Consider the following 18727-nt stretch of genomic DNA (forward strand, 5'->3'; position numbering starts at 1 on the left):
ACAACCCCCTCCCAACCTCCCCTGCATGCAGGGGGAGGGGCTATCCGACGGGCTGGCTGATGCCGGCCCGTTTTCATTGGTGCGCGCTGAATTCGACTGCCTTGCTGCACTGCATCTGGTCTAGGCTTGAAGCTCTCACGACGAGCGGACGCGGCCATGCGCTACGAGGATTTCTACCGGCAGTCGATCGAGCAGCCGGAGCAGTTCTGGGCCGAGCAGGCGCGGCTGATCCATTGGGAAACCCCGCCGCAACAGATCCTCGACCAGTCACGCCCACCGTTTCGTCGCTGGTTCGTTGGGGGCACCACCAACCTCTGTTACAACGCGGTGGATCGTCACCTTGCCCACCGTGCCGAGCAGCTTGCGCTGGTGGCCATTTCCGGCGAAACCGGCTTCACCCGCGAATTCACCTATCGGGAGCTGCATCGCGAGGTGAATGTATTCGCTGCGGTGCTGCAACAGCTGGCGGTAGGTAAGGGCGATCGCGTGGTGATCTATCTGCCGAACATTGCCGAGGCGGTGTTCGCGATGCTGGCCTGCGCACGTATCGGAGCGATCCATTCCGTCGTGTTCGGCGGCTTTGCTGCGCACAACCTGGCGTTGCGCATCGATGATGCGCAACCGAAGCTGCTGATCGCAACCGATGCCGGCATGCGCGGTGGCAAGGTGATTTCGTACAAGCCACTGGTGGACGCCGCGCTGGCCGAATCGCGCTCGCCTCCGCCGCATGTGCTGATCGTTGATCGCGAGCTGGATCCGCTGATGACCCACATGGCCGGACGCGACCTCGACTACGCCAGCCTGCGCGCGCAATGCAGAGGCGCCGAAGTTGCGGTCACCTGGCTGGAATCGAACGAACCGAGTTACCTGCTTTATACCTCCGGCACCACCGGCAACCCGAAAGGTATCCAGCGCGATGTGGGCGGCTATGCGGTGGCGATGGCGTTGTCGATCCGTACCGTGTTCGACATCGCGCCAGGCCAGGTGATGTTTTCCACCTCGGATATCGGCTGGCAAGTGGGGCATTCCTACAACGTCTACGCTCCTCTGATTGGCGGCGCCACATCGCTGCTTTACGAGGGTTTGCCGACGCGGCCGGATCCCGGCATCTGGTGGGAGCTCTGCGAAAAATATGGCGTGCGCACGATGTTCTCGTCGCCCACCGCTTTGCGTGTGTTGAAGAAGCAGGATCCGGCGTGGCTGAAGAAGTACGACCTGTCGAGTCTTCAGTGGCTGTTCCTCGCCGGCGAGCCGTTGGACGAGCCCACCGCGCGATGGATTACCGAAGCGATCGGCGTGCCGGTGATCGACAACTATTGGCAGACCGAAACCGGCTGGCCGGCCATCACGCTGATGCCGGGGCTTGATCTGAAGTCGGTGAAATTGGGTTCGCCAGGACTGCCGGCGCCGGGTTACAAGATCAAGGTGATCGACGAGAACAGCGGCGAAGAAGTCGCTCCGCAGCAGAAGGGCGTGCTGGTGTTCGAGCCGCCGCTGCCACCGGGCTGTCTCACCACCGTTTGGCGTGACGACGAACGTTACGTTGTCAGCTACTTCAGCAGCTTTAAGGACCTGTTGTACAACTCGCTGGACTGGGCGATCCGCGACGAAGAGGGCTATATCTGGATCCTCGGTCGTACCGACGATGTCATCAATGTCGCCGGCCATCGGCTGGGTACGCGCGAAATTGAAGAGTCAGTCGCCACTCATCCGGCGGTCGCCGAGGCCGCGGTCGTCGGTGTCCACGATGAGCTGAAAGGCCAGTTGCCGATAGTGTTTGCCACGCTCAAACAGGACGCCGGCGACGGCGCCGCTGCCATCGCGCTGGCCATGCAGCAATGCGTGGTCAATCGGCTCGGAGCGGTGGCGAAGCCGTCTCGGGTCTATGTAGTGAACGCGCTGCCGAAGACGCGCTCGGGCAAGTTGCTGCGCCGCCTGCTGCAGGCGCTGGCCGAGCAGCGCGATCCGGGCGATCTGTCCGTGCTGGACGATCCGGCGGCGCTGGAGGAGATACGGCGTGCACTGGCGCGAGGGCCGCAGCTGGGCGGCTGAGCTTTTGCGCACCGCCGGGCCATCCGGTCAAGTCAACCGACCTCATCCGCGCGGGTGCGCTAAAATGTCGGTTTTACGCGGAGCAGCCCCCATGACGAAGATGGCATCCCCTGGCGCGCGTTTTCGCGCGGCCGTCGCCGAGGAACAACCCTTGCAGGTCGTCGGTGCCATCACCGCCTACGCGGCGCGCATGGCCCAACGCACCGGCTTCAAGGCGATCTATCTGTCCGGCGGCGGTGTCGCGGCGAATTCGTTGGGCATGCCGGATCTGGGTATCAGCACGATGGAAGATGTGCTCACCGACATCCGCCGTATCACCGATGTCTGCGACCTGCCGCTGCTGGTCGATGTGGACACCGGTTGGGGTGGCGCATTCAACATCGCGCGCACCGTGCGCTCGATGATCAAGGCCGGCGTGGGCGCCTTGCATATCGAGGATCAGGTCGCCGCCAAGCGCTGCGGACATCGCCCCGGCAAGGCGATCGTGTCGAAGGACGAGATGTCCGATCGCGTGAAAGCTGCCGTGGACGCCAGGACCGACGAGCAATTCGTCATCATGGCGCGTACCGATTCGATCGCAGTGGAAGGCCTGGAGTCGGCAATCGAACGCGCACAGGCTTATGTCGAAGCCGGCGCCGACATGATCTTCCCCGAGGCCATCTATACGCTGGAGCAGTATCGCCAGTTCAAGGCTGCGGTGAAGGTGCCGATCCTCGCCAATATCACCGAATTTGGCATGACCCCGCTGTTCACCCGCGAGGAACTCGCCAGCGCGAATGTCGACATCATCCTGTACTGCTGTGGCGCCTATCGGGCGATGAACAAGGCCGCGTTGAATTTCTACGAGACCGTGCGGCGCGACGGCACGCAGAAAGCGGCGGTACCGACCATGCAGACTCGCGACGAACTGTACGACTTCCTCGACTACAAAGCTTATGAGCGCAAGCTCGATGAGCTGTTTGCCAATGGCAAGGCCGAAGACTGTTGACACCGCATTCCTTTTCTACTGCTTCGTCGGGTTGCCGGCGCAGATTCATCGATTGAGGGTTCATCCATGAGCGAAACCACGCAAACCTTGCCCAAGGCCAAGAAGTCCGTCGCGCTATCCGGCGTGGCCGCGGGCAACACTGCGCTATGCACGGTCGGCCGCAGCGGCAACGACCTGCATTACCGCGGCTATGACATCCACGATCTCGCGGCCAAGGGCTGCTTCGAGGAAGTGGCCTACCTGCTGGTGCACGGCACGTTGCCGAACTGGACTGAGCTGAACAGCTACCGCGCGCGGCTGAAGCGTCTGCGTGGCCTGCCGGCGCCGGTCAAGGCCGCGCTTGAGCTGCTGCCGGCCGCCACGCATCCGATGGACGTGATGCGCACCGGCTGCTCGGTGCTCGGCACGGTGCTGCCGGAAAAGGACGACCACAATGTCACTGGCGCGCGTGATATCGCCGATCGCCTGATGGCCAGCTTCGGTTCGATGCTGTTGTACTGGTATCACTTCAGCCACAACGGCAAGCGCATCGAAACCGAGACGGACGACGACTCGATCGCTGCACACTTCCTGCATCTGCTGCACGGCAAGAAGCCGTGTGAGCTGCACGCGCACTCGCTGGACAAGTCGCTGGTGCTGTACGCCGAACACGAATTCAACGCCTCGACGTTTGCCGCGCGCGTGATTGCCGGCACGGGTTCGGACATCTATTCGGCGATCACCGGCGCGATCGGCGCGTTGCGCGGCCCGAAGCACGGCGGCGCGAACGAAGTGGCCATGGAGATCATCGCGCGCTATCGCAATGCCGCCTCGGCGGAGGCTGACATCCGTGCGCGCGTCGAGCGCAAGGAGATCATCATCGGCTTCGGTCATCCGGTATATACGGTGTCCGATCCGCGCAACGAGATCATCAAGGAAATCTCGCGCAAGCTGTGCATCGATGGCGGGAATCGAACGCTGTTCGACGTATCCGAGCGGATCGAAAAGGTGATGGGCGAGACGAAGAAGATGTTCCCCAATCTGGACTGGTTCTCCGCCAGCGCGTATCACATGATGGGCGTGCCGACCGCCATGTTCACGCCACTGTTCGTCATCGCCCGTACGTCAGGCTGGAGCGCGCACGTGATCGAGCAGCGCGAGGACGGCAAAATCATCCGCCCCAGCGCGAACTACACCGGTCCAGAGGATCAGGCCTACGTGGCGATCGATAAGCGCGACTGAGTGGCGCCTGTCGCCAGGTCAGGCGCTGGATAGATCAGCGCAGCCCAAGCCGGTCGGCAGCATGCCGACCGGCTTTTTCGTGTGTGAGTCGATCGCGGCATCAGCGAGTGATGTGTAGACAAGTGGCGCAAAGGTGTAACAGGGTTGATACAGTCCGTGTTTTCCTGGGTATCGCCGATTTATTCTACGCAACCCATTGAATACCCCGAGGAACTATCGCCGCGCTCTCGACGCTGTCGAAAAAATCGCCCGGATACCTGTTACACGCCTGATGCAGATCGCGCATTCAATCCCCCGAATAGGCGCTCGGCCGGCATCAAAGTAGTGCCGTAAACGATTGATTGCGAATCATAAAGTCACACAGCAATTCTGCATGCCTTAAGCGGCATGGATGTTGCTGGATTCTCCTGCCGAAAGGCATTCCGTAAACAGGGGGCAATTATTCTGTTGGGAGAACGTGATGAGCAAGACACTACTTGTATCGGCGATTTGCCTTGGTTTGGGACTCACTCTTCCAGCCATGGCGCAAAACAGCCAGACCGCCACCGGTGGGGCAGGTGCCTCCGCGACGGCGCAGAACCATGCGAAAGTAAAGCAGATCTCCAACGCCGCCGCAGACGCGGCCGGCAGCGCGGCTGCCAACAATGGCGGCACCGCGACGGCATCGGTATCCGATTCGTTCGACTCGAGCAAGGCCGTTGCGGTCAGCTCGCTTGATGGAACGGTTACTGACATTCATGTTCATGGCATCGGCAATGTTGCTGCCAACTTCGGTAGCGCCAATGGTGGGCGCGGCGGTTCCGGCGGCGACGGCCTGGGCGGCATAGCTGTTGGCGGGCACGGCGGTTCCGGCGGCGACGGCCTCGGTGGCATAGCTGTTGGTGGTCGCGGTGGGAAAGGCGGCGGTGCTGGCGGTGCGTTTGCGGGCGCAGGTGGCGGCGGTGACGCCGGCAGCTTCGCTGGTGGTTCCGGGGCGTTCAGTGGCGCATCCGGTGGTAACTCGCACGCGGGCGGCGGCAATGCCAGTGCTGGCTACTACAACAGTGGCTCGCTGACCGCTGGAAGCAACTCCAGCACGGCGGGTTCGCCGACAGCCGGTGCAGCGTCTGCAACGGGCGGTACTTCCACCGCTACGGGCGGAGCAGCTGGTACGGCCGACGCCACAGCAGGTACCGGTGGAGCGGGTGGTGCGGGTGGTTCGCCTGCGGGCGGCGCTGGCACTGGCGGAGCCGGTGGTGCGGGTGGTTCGCCTGTGGGCGGCGCTGGCACTGGCGCGGCCGGTGGCGCGGGTGGTGCGGGCGGTATGGTGTCGGTGGACGCTGGCACGTTCGACATGTCCAACAACATGACGGGCACGGCGCAATCGGCAGCGGGCATTCTGGTCATCTCGCAGAACAGCGGCATCGGTTCGCTGATTCAGCAGGGCGTGAATGTTCAAGCCAATCTGAACGTCGGTCCAGCGCAATAAGGTGGAGTCCTGACGCTGCGGGATGCCGGCTGGCACCCCGCAGCGTTTTTGACTCCTGCGTCAGAGGATTGATGTTTCCGGTACAACCACCTTCACGCGATCCGGGTGAGCTACCGATACCCGGTTCAGCGCGGGAGATAGCGTCATGCGATCTGTCACAAACCTTTTGTTGATGGTATTGGCGGCCTGTCTGCCGTTGTCCGCCATGAGTGCGGATCCGCCGCAGCCACAGGCCCAAGCTTCGACCAGCGCGGCATCGACGCCTCAGCGTCCGGCAGCCGGCACCATGCCCGCTCCAAGCCAGGTACTGACGTCGACCCAGTCGACCAACGTCGATGGGTTTGGGCCGACCATCAAGGCGAGCGAACTGGCCAAGCTCAGTGGGGGTACCAACATCACCACCACCCTGAACACCATGACGCTCAACGGTACCGTGAGCAACAACACCGACGTCGATGTCATGAGCGGACTGAATTCGATCGCCGGTGGTTCTTTAGCCGGCAGCGCCGGCATACCGATGGTGATCCAGAACAGCGGCGACAATGTGCTGATCCAGAACGCCACGATCGTCAACGTGCAATTCAAGCCGTGAAGTTGATCCTGCTACTGCTGATTTCAGGCCTGCTTCTGCCGGCCTTGTTGCAGACGTCCGCTGCGGCCGTGATTCCGGTGCAGGCCGTGCAGGACGGAACGTATGCCATTCACATCATGAGTCTCAAGGAGGCTCGTTTCAGGAACACGATACGGCAAAAGTACGATTTCAGTTGCGGTTCGGCGGCAGTCGCCACCTTGCTCACCTATCAGTACGGTTACCCGGTTAGCGAGCAAATGGCGTTCGAGCAGATGTACGCCCACGGCAACCAGCAGAAAATCAGCAGGGAAGGTTTCTCGCTGCTGGACATCAAGGAATACCTGGAGGCAAACGGGTTCGACGCCGACGGCTTCGAGGTATCCCTGGCGAAACTCCAGCAGGAAAACTTGCCGGCCATCGTGCTGATCGACGAGAAGGGCTATCACCATTTTGTGGTGATCAAGGGTATTCGCGACGACCGCGTGCTGGTGGGTGATCCGGCACGAGGCACGCGCACCATGCCGATCCGACAGTTCAACGAGCTGTGGAAAAACCATCTCGTCTTCGTGATCCACAACCGCCGCTCGCTGGCCGTTTTCAACAACCCGGCCGACTGGCATGTGGCACCGATCGCGCCCATGGGTCAGGGTATCGACCGCTCCGGACTCGGCACCTTGACGATACCCAAGGATGGCCCGGTCGATCTCAATTTGTAGGCTGGATGACTGCTATGAAACACACGATCCTCAGCATTCCATGGCCCGGCTTCACAGGGCTTTGCGCTTTTTCGATCGTGGCGTTCGCGTGGGCGTCCACTGCGTATGCCGCGGGCCCCGTGCCGGACGCGGCGCTCACGACATCGAAGATCGATGTGGGTGCCGTACACGTTGGCGGGGTGATCACGGCGGGCCTCGGTGTTGCGGTCAGCAATAGTCGCCTCGATAGCATGCGCGGCGGCTTCCAGACGGACACGGGACTGCAGATTTCATTTGGTATCCAGCGTGCCATTTACGTCAACGGCAATCTGGTGACCAGCAACAGCGTGAACATTCCCGATATCGGACAGATGAATGCTGCACAGGCCAGTGCCCTTGCGGCCGTGGCCAATACCGTCAACGTGGTTCAGATCGGGCCAAACAACAGCTTCGATCCTGCTTCGCTTACTCACGCAACAGCCGCAACGGTAGTCCAGAACAGTTTGAGCAACCAGAACATCCAGAGCCTTACGACGCTCAGCACGGCGGTGAACACGCTGGACGCGTTCAAGAACATGAACTTGCAGAACACCCTGCAGTCGGCACTGGCCGGCTCGATAGGGCACTGATTGTCGGGCTGCTGAGAGTGTGGTTGTGCAGCTCCCTTGATTGGCGTCCGATTTGCGAGGAAACGTGATGGAACGAAAATCGTGGCGACGTCTGTGCACTACCGGTTGCGCCGGCCTGGTTCTGCTTGGCGGGGTAGTGAGCGCACAGGAATCGGGGACAACCGCCGCAGCCCCCCAAGCATCGGGTTCAACGCCCGCATCCGCGCAGGCGCCAGGTTCGACGCCTGCTGCATCCGCACCGATGCCGCCCGATGTCAGCAAGAAACTGGCAGAGCAGGGCGAACAACTGGATGCCATGCGCAGCCAGATCAACGCCTATACCGCACAACTCGACGCGATGAAGCGCGCCCTGGTTGCGCAGGAAGCGAACTATCACGCCTTGCGTCATGCGGTCGGGATGGATGTGCTCGATGCGCAACGTGGCGGCAACATCAATGCCTCCGGTGGTGGAGCAAGCGCGCTGCCGATGCCTGGCCCCGACGGTGTCCAGCAAACCTCTGTACAACCGGTGGGTCAAGCGCCACCGCCGCCAACGGACAACAAGCCGCCAGCGGTCGCGCAGATCTCCGATCAGCCCGGTGTGCTGACACCGCGCGGCGTGCTGGTGGTGGAGCCGAGCTATCAGTATGGGTATTCGTCGGTCGAGCGCGTCGACCTGATCGGCTATACGATCATTCCGGCGATCCTGATCGGCCTGATCGATGCGCGAGAGGTCAGAACCACCACGCAGACGGCCACGTTGGCACTGCGCTACGGATTGACCAATCGGCTGGAAGTGGAAGTTCGCGTTCCCTATGTCGATGCCAGCAGCTATACGACCAGTCGCGAGATACTCACCGGCAGTTCCGAGGACAATGTATTCACGACCAGCGGTCGCGGCATCGGTGATGTCGAGGCTACGGCGCGCTACCAGTTCAATGATGGCGGCGCCGACAGCGCCTACTATGTAGGTTGGTTGCGCTACAAGTCGCGTACCGGCACCGATCCCTTCGAAGTCATCACCGACTGCGTGGTGCGCTGTGTGCAGAACACGACGGGCACTGGCTTACCGCTGCAACAACCGACCGGTTCTGGATTCGAATCCCTGCAGCCGGGCCTGACCTGGTTGCTTCCATCCGACCCGGTCGTGATTTTTGGCAACATAAGCTACCTGCATAACTTCCCGCGCTACAACGTCAGCCTGAACATTCTCAATGGCGGCAAGGAGCCGCTCGGCAAGGTCACGGTCGGCGATATCTTCGATGCCAGCATCGGCGTGGGGCTGGCCCTGAATGACCGGGCTTCCATCAGCTTCGGCTATGACCAGAGTCTGATCGGCATCAGCAAGGTCAACAACAAGACGGTACCCGGCTCAGTCAAGACGACCGAAGGCACGCTGCTCATCGGTGGCGCCTACCGGCTCTCTGACAAGCGCACCCTGAACTTCACGCTGGGCGTCGGGGCCACCCGCGATACCCCGGATGTGAACATGACGGTCAGGCTGCCGATGAGGTATTAGGGATGATTCGGACAAGTCCAACCTGGACTTGCTCCAAACAGCAGCAGGGATGCTGCGCCGGCGGTCGTGACCCAGCAATGGTGCTTCAGCGCAGCTCCGCGGGCAGGAAAGTGCGCGGCAGTGTTGCGCGTCGGAATCAAGCGTGCCCGTCGAGCAAGGGGACAGGGCTGCTGTCGAGCGTGGCAGTCAGCTAAAATGGGGGTTTCCCTGTTGCGAGATCTTTCATGAGTGCGCACGACATCCGATCCGCTGTTCGTCCCGACCCAGACCAGCCGCTGGTAGATATTGCCGACTACGTCGCCGATTACCAGATCGATTCGAAGGAGGCCTACGACACCGCGCGCTACATGCTGCTCGACTCGCTGGGCACCGCGATGCTGGCCATGAAGTTCCCGGAGTGCGTAAAGCACCTGGGTCCGCTGGTACCGGGTGCGACGCTGCCGGGTGGTGCACGCGTGCCGGGCACCAGTCATGAGCTGGATCCGGTGCAGGCTGCGTTTGCGATCGGCACCCAGATCCGCTGGCTGGACTTCAACGACACCTGGCTGGCCGCCGAATGGGGCCATCCGTCGGACAACCTGGGCGCGATTCTCGCGGTTGCCGATTACCTGAGTCGCAAAGCCGAGCGCGAAGGCGGCACCCCGCTGACCGTCCGCGACGTACTGGGCCATGCGATCAAGGCGCATGAAATACAGGGCTGCTATGCGTTGTTGAACAGCTTCAACCGGGTGGGCCAGGATCACGTCATCCTGGTGCGGCTGGCCTCGACCGCCGTGGCAACCGCCATGCTCGGTGGCAGCAAGGAGCAGATTGTCACTGCCGTATCGCACAGCTGGATCGACAACGGTGCGCTGCGCACCTACCGTCACGCGCCGAATACCGGTCCGCGCAAGAGCTGGGCTGCTGGCGACGCCTGCCGTCGCGCGGTGACCCACGCGATCAACGCGGTTTACCGCGGCGTGGTCGGCTATCCGTCGGCACTGAGCGCGAAGACATGGGGCTTCTACGACGTGGCGTTCAAGGGCAAACCGTTCGAGTTCGAGCGTCCGTTTGGCAGCTACGTGATGGAGAACGTGCTGTTCAAGATCAGCTATCCCGCCGAATTCCATGCCCAGACCGCCGTGGAATGCGCGATGCAGCTGCACACGCAGGTAGCCGGCAAAGTCGATCAGATCGAAAAGATCGTGATCGAGACCCAGGAGGCCGGCTGCCGCATCATCGACAAGACCGGCCCGCTGGCAAACTACGCCGATCGCGACCATTGCATCCAGTACATGGTCGCGGTGCCGCTGATCTTCGGCCGCCTCGTGGCCAGCGATTATGACGACGATGTCGCCGCGGACCCCCGCATCGATGCGCTACGCGACAAAATGGTGGTCAGCGAAAATCCGCAATTCACGCGGGACTATTTCGATCCGGCCAAGCGATATATCGGCAATTCGGTGCAGGTCTTCTTCAAGGACGGCACGAGCACCGAAAAGGTCTCGATCGATTATCCGATTGGCCACCGCAAGCGCCGTGCGGAGGGGATTCCTGTATTGCTGAAGAAGTTCGAGGCGGCGATGCGAGGGCATTTGCCGGCGCATCAGGTGAAGTCCATACTGGCGGCCACGCAAGATCCTGCGAAGCTCGATGCAATGCCGTTACAGCAGTTTCTGGGTCTCTTCACATTGTAAAGACTTTGTTAGTGAGAGATTAAGACCGTGCGAAGCGAAGTGGCGGTTTTGAACACATCCAAGCCGCTACTTCGTGGTTACTCTGTAACCCGAAATATAATGTGAAAGAGGATAGGGGGTGTCACAAGTCAAGCTTGCAAGCTCCAAAATGTAGGTGCAGACTGCCTTCGCGGGTTTCCTGAACGGAGTCTCACCAAGATCTTTTAGTCCTGCAGTTTTTACTGTGCCAACCACTTAACGAATTTGCTACACTCTCCACCGCTTGTTGTAGAAATGCCAAGCTTTAGGCTGCATTGAGCCTTCAATCACGTACTTAAGTTCTGACGCGCGGTTTCCGGTTAGGGTGGAACGGACGCGAAAACCTAAAAAAGAGGAGACACCTGATGAAACGTAAGGGCTTGTATTTTCTGATAGCGCTGGCCCTGGGCGGCGTAGGTGCCGTTCATGCGCAGGACACCACGGCTCCAGCCCCGGCTGATACCACGACGACTACGACGACCACGACGACCACGACTGAAGGCATTGCCAGTTATGACAATCGTTGGTACATCGCGCCGACCGTGGGCGGTTATTACAACGATACCAAGCGCGATACCAACAGCCGTCAGTTCTATTACGGCCTCGGTTTCGGCACCTTCCTCACGCCGAATATCTCGATCGACGCTTTCGTCGACCGTACCAAGCGTGATATCGATAATGGCCCCCTGAAGGGTGGCGGCCATAACAATGATAATTCCTGGGCCAGCAACGACTACGGCGTAGCCGCTCGTTTCTACTACGGCGACTGGAATGCATGGCGTCCGTATCTGCTGGCTGGCGTGATGGGCGCACAGCACATCAGCTCGCTGGATCACGGCTGGGCTCCGGCGGTTGAGGTGGGCGTTGGCGTTTCCAAGACGATTACCGACAGCACCGACGTTCGTCTGGAAGCCGGCTATCGCTACGACTTTGACGACAGCAGCATCCCGAACCGTAACGGTTTCGGTGATGAGTTCCTGGGTCTGAGCATCGTTTCGCGCTTTGGCGCCCCTGCAGCAGCTCCGGCACCTGCGGCTCCGCCGCCGCCGCCGCCGCCGCCGGAGGTCAAGTGCCCGAACGTGCCGCCAGGCACGATCGTTGGTCCGGATGGTTGCCCGCAGAAGGTCGTTATCGATCTGCGTGGTGTGAACTTCAAGTTCGATCGCCCGAAGAAGGGTGAGACCAACATCGCCAAGTCGCTGGCCGAGCCGAGTGCAGACTCGATCTCGATCCTGGACCAGGCTGTCGACACCCTGCAGCGTTACCCGCAGGTCCATGTCACCGTCGCCGGTTATACCGATGGCGTGGGTACGGCCGAGTACAACCAGAAGCTGTCGGAGCGTCGTGCACAGATCGTGTACACCTACCTGACCAGCCATGGTATCGACGCCAGCCGTCTGGAAGGCCCGATCGGTCACGGCATGAACGATCCAATCGGTGACAACAGCACCGATGCCGGTCGCGCTCAGAACCGTCGTACGGAACTGCAGGTTCAGCAGTAATCGAACCTCAGTAACGCAGTATGAAAAAACCCGGCTTCGGCCGGGTTTTTTTTTGCCCTCGCGACAAACTCCACCTTCGCCGTGTCACCGCGATGCAGCGCCCGCCAAGACGATCCTTGTCGCGCTATGCCTCGGCCTATACGCTAGCTGGATGCCGCGCCCACCTGTTCGTTCCGCTCACCCCACAACGTCCACTCAAGCGCCGCGACATGGCTTGGCTCGAGTGCTGTCGAAGCTCGGCGCGTGTTCGCGCAGCCAGGCTGAGCAATGGGTGCGCGAAGGGCGTGTCAGCCTTGATGGGCGCGTGGTGCGTGATCCTTATCACCCGACGCTGATTGACCGTCAGCAGATATCAGTCGACGGCCAGCCGGTGGAATCCGCCGCGCGTGTCTATGTGATGTTCAATAAACCACGCGGGTTGGTGGTCAGCGCAGCCGATGAGCACGGCCGTCAGACGGTTTACACCGCACTGGCCAACGCCGGGTTGCCATGGTTAGGGCCAGTGGGGCGGCTGGACAAGGCCAGTGAAGGCTTGTTGTTGCTCAGTAACGATACGGTCTGGGCAGCTGGCATCACTGACCCGATCACGCATCTGGACAAGACCTATCACGTGCAAGTGGCCGGTCAGCCGGATGCCGCGATGCTGGCGGCGATGCAGACGGGAGTCAGCGATGCGGGCGATTTTCTGAGGGCGAAGCGGGCGCAACTGCTCCGCGCCGGCGAGAAGAACGCCTGGCTTGAAGTGGTGCTGGATGAAGGCCGCAACAGGCACATCCGCCGGTTGCTGGCCGCACTGGGTTTGGACGTGCTGCGATTGATCCGGGTCGCGATCGGGCCGCTGGCGCTCGGCGAATTGGCGAAAGGCCAATGGCGTCTGTTGAGCGAGGATGAGGTTAGGGCGCTCGATGCGCGTAAACCAGAACCCGGTTGATGTGAGCATGCCGCTCGGCAAAAGCGACTTCAGGGGACCCCGATTAACCGGAGCTCGTCGTCCCTGCGAAGGCGTGAACGACCAGCAAAGTGCGGTTTCTCGAGATTCAATCTATAAATCCGGCCCGCAAATACCACGTATGAACCGTTCGTCCTGAGCGTAGCGCAGCGAAGTCGAAGGACCATTTGGGAAACCATTTGCGGGCCGGATAAATAGTCACGATAACGCGTCGACGTCAGTTGCCGATCACACCCAACTGCTTGCCCACCTTGGTGAACGCCGCAATCGCGTGATCCAGATGCGCGCGGGTGTGTGCTGCGCTCATTTGCGTGCGGATACGCGCCTGACCTTGTGGAACGACCGGGAAGAAAAAGCCGGTGACGTAAATACCTTCGTCGAGCAGGGCCGTCGCCATCGCCTGTGCTTTCTTTGCGTCGTAGATCATCACCGGCACGATCGGGTGCACGCCGGGCTTGATATCGAAGCCGGCCTTCGTCATCTGTTCGCGGAAATAGGCGGTGTTCTCTTTTACCCGTTCACGCAATTCGCCAGCCGATGCGAGCATGTCGAACACCTTGATTCCCGCGGCGACGACGTGTGGCGGCAGCGAATTGGAAAAGAGGTAGGGGCGCGAACGCTGGCGCAGCATCTCGATCACTTCCTTGCGGCCCGTGGTGAAGCCGCCCAGTGCGCCGCCGAGCGCCTTGCCCAGGGTGCCGGTGAAGATGTCGATCTTGTCCATCACGCCATTGACCTCGGCCGAACCACGGCCGGTGTCGCCGAGGAAGCCGGTGCAATGGCATTCGTCGATATGCACCAGCGCGTTGTACTTCGCGGCCAGTGCGGTGATTTTGTCCAGCGGTGCGATGAAACCGTCCATCGAGAACGCACCATCGGTGCTGATCAGCTTGGTTCGCGCACCAGCGGCATCGGCGGCCTGCAACTGCTTTTCGAGATCGGCCATGTCGCTGTTCGCGTAGCGGAAGCGCTTCGCCTTGCATAGACGGATGCCGTCGATGATCGAGGCGTGGTTGAGCGCGTCGGAGATGACCGCATCCTCTTCGCCCAGCAGCGGCTCAAACAGGCCACCGTTCGCATCGAAACAGGCGGCATACAGAATCGTGTCCTCGGTGCCGAAGAATTCGGCGATCTTCGCTTCCAGCTGCTTGTGCAGATCCTGCGTGCCACAGATGAAGCGCACACTGGCCATGCCGAAGCCATGCGTGTCCAGCGCATCCTTGGCGGCCTGGATGACTGCGGGATGATCAGCGAGGCCAAGATAGTTGTTGGCGCAGAAGTTCAGCACCTTGCGGCCGCCTTCCAGTTCGATCTCGGCGGACTGCGGCGAAGTGATGATGCGCTCGGCCTTGAACAGGCCTTGTTCGCGGATGGATTCGAGTTCGCTCGCGTAACGCGTCTGGCCGGGGTAGCTCATGGGGGGATTCCAGCTGGGGGCAAAGACATAGTTTGAGCCCTCGAGGCTGGTCTGTGAAGGAAGCGCTGGGAACGGCTGCTTACGCTTGTGCGACGCGCTGCTTTCTCTGCCTCCCGGAGAGGGTCGGTGTGAGGGGCGGGTGCTCGCGGGGAATGATTGCTCTTGCAGCTATTGTGGGAGCGACTTCAGTCGCGATGCTCTTGATTGCCTTTACTGAACGACAGAGCCAGAGCATCGCAACTGAAGTCGCTCCCACAAGGTCGCTTATGGCGCGAAGTCTTTGAGCAGGCTCTCACCCCTGGTGCAGGCCAAAATCCACCCGCGTCGTCTTGCCCTTGTCGTCGATGCCCTCGGCGGTGAGTTTGGGGTCCTTCAGCGAGATGCGTTTGTCGTCGACTTTGCCGTGCAGCCATGTCTGGACGGCGGTGGCGCGTCGCTCGGCCAGGTCGTGCATGGCCTTGGCGTCCACCGGTACGTTGGTTTCCATCAGGCTGTGCATCTCGTCCGGTTCCAGCGATTTCTGCAGGCCGATGAGGTTGTGCGGCTTGCTCTTGAAGTCGTCGTGTTTGTAGGCGCGCTTGAGATAACCCTCGTACTCGTCGGGCGTCACCTTCACGGCCGCCAGTGCGGCATCGGACGTGTCGGCATTTTTGCCGGATGTGTCCTCGAGCTTCTCGCGGCGGACCATGTTTTCGACGGTGACTTTGCGCAAGCCATCTTCATCTTTGGTCGGATCAACGCGACCGATGATGTCGAGGTTGAGCGACGTTTTCTGGTTGAGCAGACCGACAATTTTGCCGAGCCGCTCCTGTGCCTTGGCATCCAGCACCCCGGAGCCTGGGTCGAACTCCACGTAGCCCAGGTCTTCATGGTTGCTGCCGCCGAACGCCGCGCCAAGCAGTCGGAACGGAGCGGTGATGGCCTTCGCGATCAGGTTGCCGATGGCGTGCCAGATCACACCGCCAAGGCTGAACTGCGGATCGTCCAACGAGCCGGAGACCGGCACATCGACATCGATATTGCCCTGGGTGTCCTTGAGCAGCGCCACCGCCAGCTTCACCGGCAAATGAGAGATGCCCGGGCTTTCGTCGCGATCGCCGAAGGTCAGCTGAGTGATGAAGATGTGGTTGTCGGCGTTGAGCTTGCCCTGGTCAAGCGTGTAGTGCACGTCGACAGTGAGCTTGCCCTGGGTGATCGGGTAACCCGTGTATCGGGTGGAATACGCACTGAGCCGGGTCAGCTCAACCTCGTTGGCCTTGCCCTTGATGTCGAGGAAAGCCACCGGAGCCAGCGGACTGATGGTGCCGTCGATATCTACCGGTGAGTCATCGTCCAACGCGGCCTGTATGGCCAGGTCAGCGGGTGGCGCACCTTCCTTCGTACCGAACGCGCCGACCTTGCCGGTCAGCTTGGTGAGGTTGGCGGTGTAGTTCGGCTTGATGAAGTTGTCGGTGTAGTTGAGCTGGCCGTTGACCAGCGTGACCCCACCGATATGGATGTCCGCCGCAGGCGCGGACGGTGCAGCGGCCGTGGCTGTTGTTGGCGCCACGCTGGGCTGCGGCTTGGGTGCCGCTGGGGCTGCGGGTGCATTGTTCTCGGCGCGGGTCACCGAGACCGGTGCGGTTTCGGGCTTGGCCACGACGTCGGACAGATTTAGCCGTCCATTCGCGTTGACGATCATGCGTGCATAAAACGAACTGAGCACCAGTCCGCCCACGTGCACGCGTGGCGTGCCGCTGCCGTAGGCCACGTCGATGCTGGAGCCGCTGAGCGTCCGCCAGCGCATGAAATCGTCGCCGGTGATCTTGTCCTGCACGCGCACCTGTTCGAGCGCGGCCTTGCCCTTATAGGCGAATTTCGGCTCGGCACTGCGACCGTCGTAGTGCAGCTTGCCGTCGCTGCTGACGCTGGCGCTGGTGATGGTGACATTGAGCGGGACGCTGATGTACGGCTCGAAGTTGGCGATATCCAGCTGTCGCGTGGTCAACTGGACATCGGCCACGGTTGGTATCGGCTGCAGCTTGCCCGAGGCGGTGAAGCTGCCCTTGGCTACCTTGCCTTCCAGTTTGAAAGCGCGCGGCTCGTTGAGCTTGTCGCTGAGGTTGTCGAGCCCGCCCGTGAGCGAGTCGACCTTGATCTTCACCGGCTTGTTGCCAGCGGCCATGTCGGTGACGTCGATCGCGCTGTTCTCGATGCCGAGATGGGCGATGCTCCAATGCCATGGCGGACCATGATCCGGAGCGGCATGGCGCGGTGCGTTCTTGACGGCGAAAAGATCAAGCAGGCTGATGTACTTGTTGCTGTTGCGCTGGATGTCCAGGCTCAGATCGGTCGCAGTGACGGTACCCAGTTGCGCCTGACGGCTGGCCAGGTCGATCTGCGCGATGTCTGCCTCCAACTTGTTCCATGCCACGGGCGCACCATGGCCCTTGAACTGTGGCTCCAGCGCGAAGTCGGTCACGCCGGCATGCGCATCGGCGAGGTGAACGTTGACGGCCTTGCCCCAGTCGAGCTGCAGCTGCCCGCTGGCGTCGAGCTTGCCCTTGGTCATGCGCGCGGCGACTGAAGATGCCGCCATCGCCTGCAGCGGCACCATGTCCACCTGCTTCAGGCCCAGCGCTGCCGTGAGACGCGACGCGGCGAGATCCAGCGTGCCGCGAGCGTTGATTTCGCCGCCAAACAACTGGCCTGCCAGATCCAGTTTGGCCGGCGGTGCGGCAAGCATGCTCAGACCCTGCAGGCTGCCATGGAGATTGACCAGATCGAGTTTGTTCTGGGCCGCGTCGGTGTAGTGCACGGCGCTGCCGGAAAGCGTCATCGATGCAATGCGCAGATCCGTCGGCGCCGATTTCTTGTCGGCTTCCGATGGAGCGGGGTTTGAAGTGAGCGTGTCTAAGTTGCCGTGCCCGTCGGCGCTCAATGTGTAATAGATCTCGGCCTGATCCAGTTTCAGCGCACCGAGGTGGTAGCGCGATAGCAGTGGCTCTACGTCGACCAACTGCACCGTGCCGTGTCCGAGTTTCGTGATCGCCTCACCCTTGCTGCTGTTGAGCACGAAGCCGTCCAGCTGCAGATTGCCGGTGAGTTGCAACTGTGGGGTGGGCTTGGCCTGCACGAAATGCAGCTCAAGCGTGCCGCTGAGCAAACCATTGGGAATGGCCACCGGCAGCGGGGCGGGGACGTAGCCGAGATAGCGCGACAGATCCAGCCGGTCGAGCGTGAAGCTGACCGTCGACTCGCGGCTGTCTGCAAACGGTTTGGTATGACCCTCGATACGCAGCGGGCTGCCGTCCACGCGCATCGCCAGCAGCGGTTGCACGAATACGTCGGTGTCGCTGGGCAGGTTGGCCATGAAGGGAATGCCAAGCTCCAGCTGCTCGACGTGATGGTTCGCCTTCATGGCCTGGTCGTCGAACTGGATGTCGCCGTTGTGCACGCTGATGTTGGACAGCGCAAAACGCGCGGGCGGAGCTTTCGGATCCGATGGTTTGGCGTTGAGCCGGTCGATGATGTCGCTGAAGTTGAACTGCTGGTCCGCGGTACGCACGATGCGGATCCGCGGGCGCTGCAGGGTGAGTTCATCCAGCACCGGCGCCAGGCGAAACAGGGAAGCCCATGACGCGTCGGCGACTACCTGACCGATATCCACAAAGGCCGATTTGCCGTCACGGTCGGCGATATGCAGCTGGTCCAGCTCCAGCCGCAGCGTGTACGGGTTCAGATGGACTGCACCGAGAGTTACCGGACGCTGCAACGCGGCGCTGGCGCGCGATTCGATCTGCGAGCGGATGATCGACGGTGCGGCAAGAAACCCGAGCAGGCCGAAGATCACCAGCACAATGGCCAGGATCAGCAGCGTCTTGCGCACGCGATGGGAATGATAGACGGCGAGGGCGCGGTCGCGTCCTGCGGTCAGGCGGGGATTCAAATCAGCCATGCTGACGATGCTCCGATGACATCGCGTGCCGACCGTGTGCGGCCATCAGGCCTTACACCTTCACAATCCCGGCGATTCTGTCGGCCGCCCTGACCGGAGTGTACTA

General features: G+C 61.4%; 13 protein-coding genes. 11 read left to right on the forward strand and 2 right to left on the reverse strand.

The window, feature by feature from the left end; all coding sequences use genetic code 11:
* The first annotated feature begins 156 nt into the window (after positions 1–156).
* From prpE to HDE77_RS06125, 11 genes are all read left to right on the forward strand, one after another.
* On the forward strand, positions 157–2052 hold the full coding sequence (prpE, locus tag HDE77_RS06075) for a propionate--CoA ligase (RefSeq protein ID WP_184416259.1): 1896 nt from the start codon (positions 157–159) through the stop codon (positions 2050–2052).
* Between the two features lie 91 nt (positions 2053–2143).
* Positions 2144–3040, forward strand: a complete 897-nt coding sequence (gene prpB / locus HDE77_RS06080; protein WP_184416260.1) for a methylisocitrate lyase — start codon at positions 2144–2146, stop codon at positions 3038–3040.
* Positions 3041–3106: 66 nt separating this feature from the next.
* Positions 3107–4261, forward strand: coding sequence for a 2-methylcitrate synthase (gene prpC, locus HDE77_RS06085; RefSeq protein WP_184416261.1), 1155 nt, complete (start codon positions 3107–3109; stop codon positions 4259–4261).
* 460 nt (positions 4262–4721) lie between these two features.
* Positions 4722–5729 carry a hypothetical protein gene (locus tag HDE77_RS06090; protein WP_184416262.1) on the forward strand — a complete coding sequence of 336 codons (1008 nt, stop codon included), beginning with the start codon at positions 4722–4724 and terminating at the stop codon, positions 5727–5729.
* Between the two features lie 145 nt (positions 5730–5874).
* Positions 5875–6321: a hypothetical protein gene (locus HDE77_RS06095; RefSeq protein WP_255482561.1), complete on the forward strand. Its 447-nt coding sequence runs from the start codon at positions 5875–5877 to the stop codon at positions 6319–6321.
* Entirely contained in the window at positions 6318–7016 is a 699-nt protein-coding gene (locus HDE77_RS06100; RefSeq protein ID WP_343206063.1) for a C39 family peptidase, read from the forward strand. The genes HDE77_RS06095 and HDE77_RS06100 overlap by 4 nt, the downstream gene beginning before the upstream one ends.
* A gap of 14 nt (positions 7017–7030) precedes the next feature.
* Positions 7031–7624, forward strand: a complete 594-nt coding sequence (locus HDE77_RS06105) for a hypothetical protein (protein ID WP_184416263.1) — start codon at positions 7031–7033, stop codon at positions 7622–7624.
* A gap of 67 nt (positions 7625–7691) precedes the next feature.
* On the forward strand, positions 7692–9122 hold the full coding sequence (locus HDE77_RS06110; RefSeq protein WP_184416264.1) for an acetate kinase: 1431 nt from the start codon (positions 7692–7694) through the stop codon (positions 9120–9122).
* 224 nt (positions 9123–9346) lie between these two features.
* Positions 9347–10798 carry a bifunctional 2-methylcitrate dehydratase/aconitate hydratase gene (locus HDE77_RS06115; RefSeq protein WP_184416265.1) on the forward strand — a complete coding sequence of 484 codons (1452 nt, stop codon included), beginning with the start codon at positions 9347–9349 and terminating at the stop codon, positions 10796–10798.
* A 383-nt stretch (positions 10799–11181) separates the two neighbouring features.
* Complete coding sequence (locus HDE77_RS06120; RefSeq protein ID WP_184416266.1) at positions 11182–12318, forward strand: OmpA family protein; 1137 nt, start codon at positions 11182–11184, stop codon at positions 12316–12318.
* Positions 12319–12469: 151 nt separating this feature from the next.
* A complete protein-coding gene (locus HDE77_RS06125; RefSeq protein WP_184416267.1) occupies positions 12470–13249 on the forward strand; it encodes a pseudouridine synthase in 780 nt (259 codons plus the stop codon).
* A gap of 235 nt (positions 13250–13484) precedes the next feature.
* Here the strand turns inward: HDE77_RS06125 and kbl are convergent, their stop codons facing one another.
* Positions 13485–14684, reverse strand: a complete 1200-nt coding sequence (kbl, locus tag HDE77_RS06130; RefSeq protein WP_184416268.1) for a glycine C-acetyltransferase — start codon at positions 14682–14684, stop codon at positions 13485–13487.
* A 292-nt stretch (positions 14685–14976) separates the two neighbouring features.
* Positions 14977–18621, reverse strand: coding sequence for a DUF748 domain-containing protein (locus HDE77_RS06135; RefSeq protein WP_184416269.1), 3645 nt, complete (start codon positions 18619–18621; stop codon positions 14977–14979).
* Between the last annotated feature and the right edge of the window lie 106 nt (positions 18622–18727).

Origin of the sequence: Rhodanobacter sp. MP7CTX1, assembly GCF_014205795.1 — a bacterium.
Classification (GTDB): domain Bacteria; phylum Pseudomonadota; class Gammaproteobacteria; order Xanthomonadales; family Rhodanobacteraceae; genus Rhodanobacter.

Excerpts from the sequence above, each read along its gene's own strand:
- HDE77_RS06120 (WP_184416266.1), top strand. The coding sequence starts at position 11,182 with ATGAAACGTAAGGGCTTGTATTTTCTGATAGCGCTGGCCCTGGGCGGC.
- HDE77_RS06105 (WP_184416263.1), top strand. The coding sequence starts at position 7,031 with ATGAAACACACGATCCTCAGCATTCCATGGCCCGGCTTCACAGGGCTT.
- HDE77_RS06115 (WP_184416265.1), top strand. The coding sequence starts at position 9,347 with ATGAGTGCGCACGACATCCGATCCGCTGTTCGTCCCGACCCAGACCAG.
- prpB (WP_184416260.1), top strand. The coding sequence starts at position 2,144 with ATGACGAAGATGGCATCCCCTGGCGCGCGTTTTCGCGCGGCCGTCGCC.
- prpC (WP_184416261.1), top strand. The coding sequence starts at position 3,107 with ATGAGCGAAACCACGCAAACCTTGCCCAAGGCCAAGAAGTCCGTCGCG.
- HDE77_RS06125 (WP_184416267.1), top strand. The coding sequence starts at position 12,470 with ATGCCGCGCCCACCTGTTCGTTCCGCTCACCCCACAACGTCCACTCAA.
- HDE77_RS06135 (WP_184416269.1), bottom strand. The coding sequence starts at position 18,621 with ATGGCTGATTTGAATCCCCGCCTGACCGCAGGACGCGACCGCGCCCTC.
- kbl (WP_184416268.1), bottom strand. The coding sequence starts at position 14,684 with ATGAGCTACCCCGGCCAGACGCGTTACGCGAGCGAACTCGAATCCATC.
- HDE77_RS06110 (WP_184416264.1), top strand. The coding sequence starts at position 7,692 with ATGGAACGAAAATCGTGGCGACGTCTGTGCACTACCGGTTGCGCCGGC.
- prpE (WP_184416259.1), top strand. The coding sequence starts at position 157 with ATGCGCTACGAGGATTTCTACCGGCAGTCGATCGAGCAGCCGGAGCAG.
- HDE77_RS06090 (WP_184416262.1), top strand. The coding sequence starts at position 4,722 with ATGAGCAAGACACTACTTGTATCGGCGATTTGCCTTGGTTTGGGACTC.
- HDE77_RS06095 (WP_255482561.1), top strand. The coding sequence starts at position 5,875 with ATGCGATCTGTCACAAACCTTTTGTTGATGGTATTGGCGGCCTGTCTG.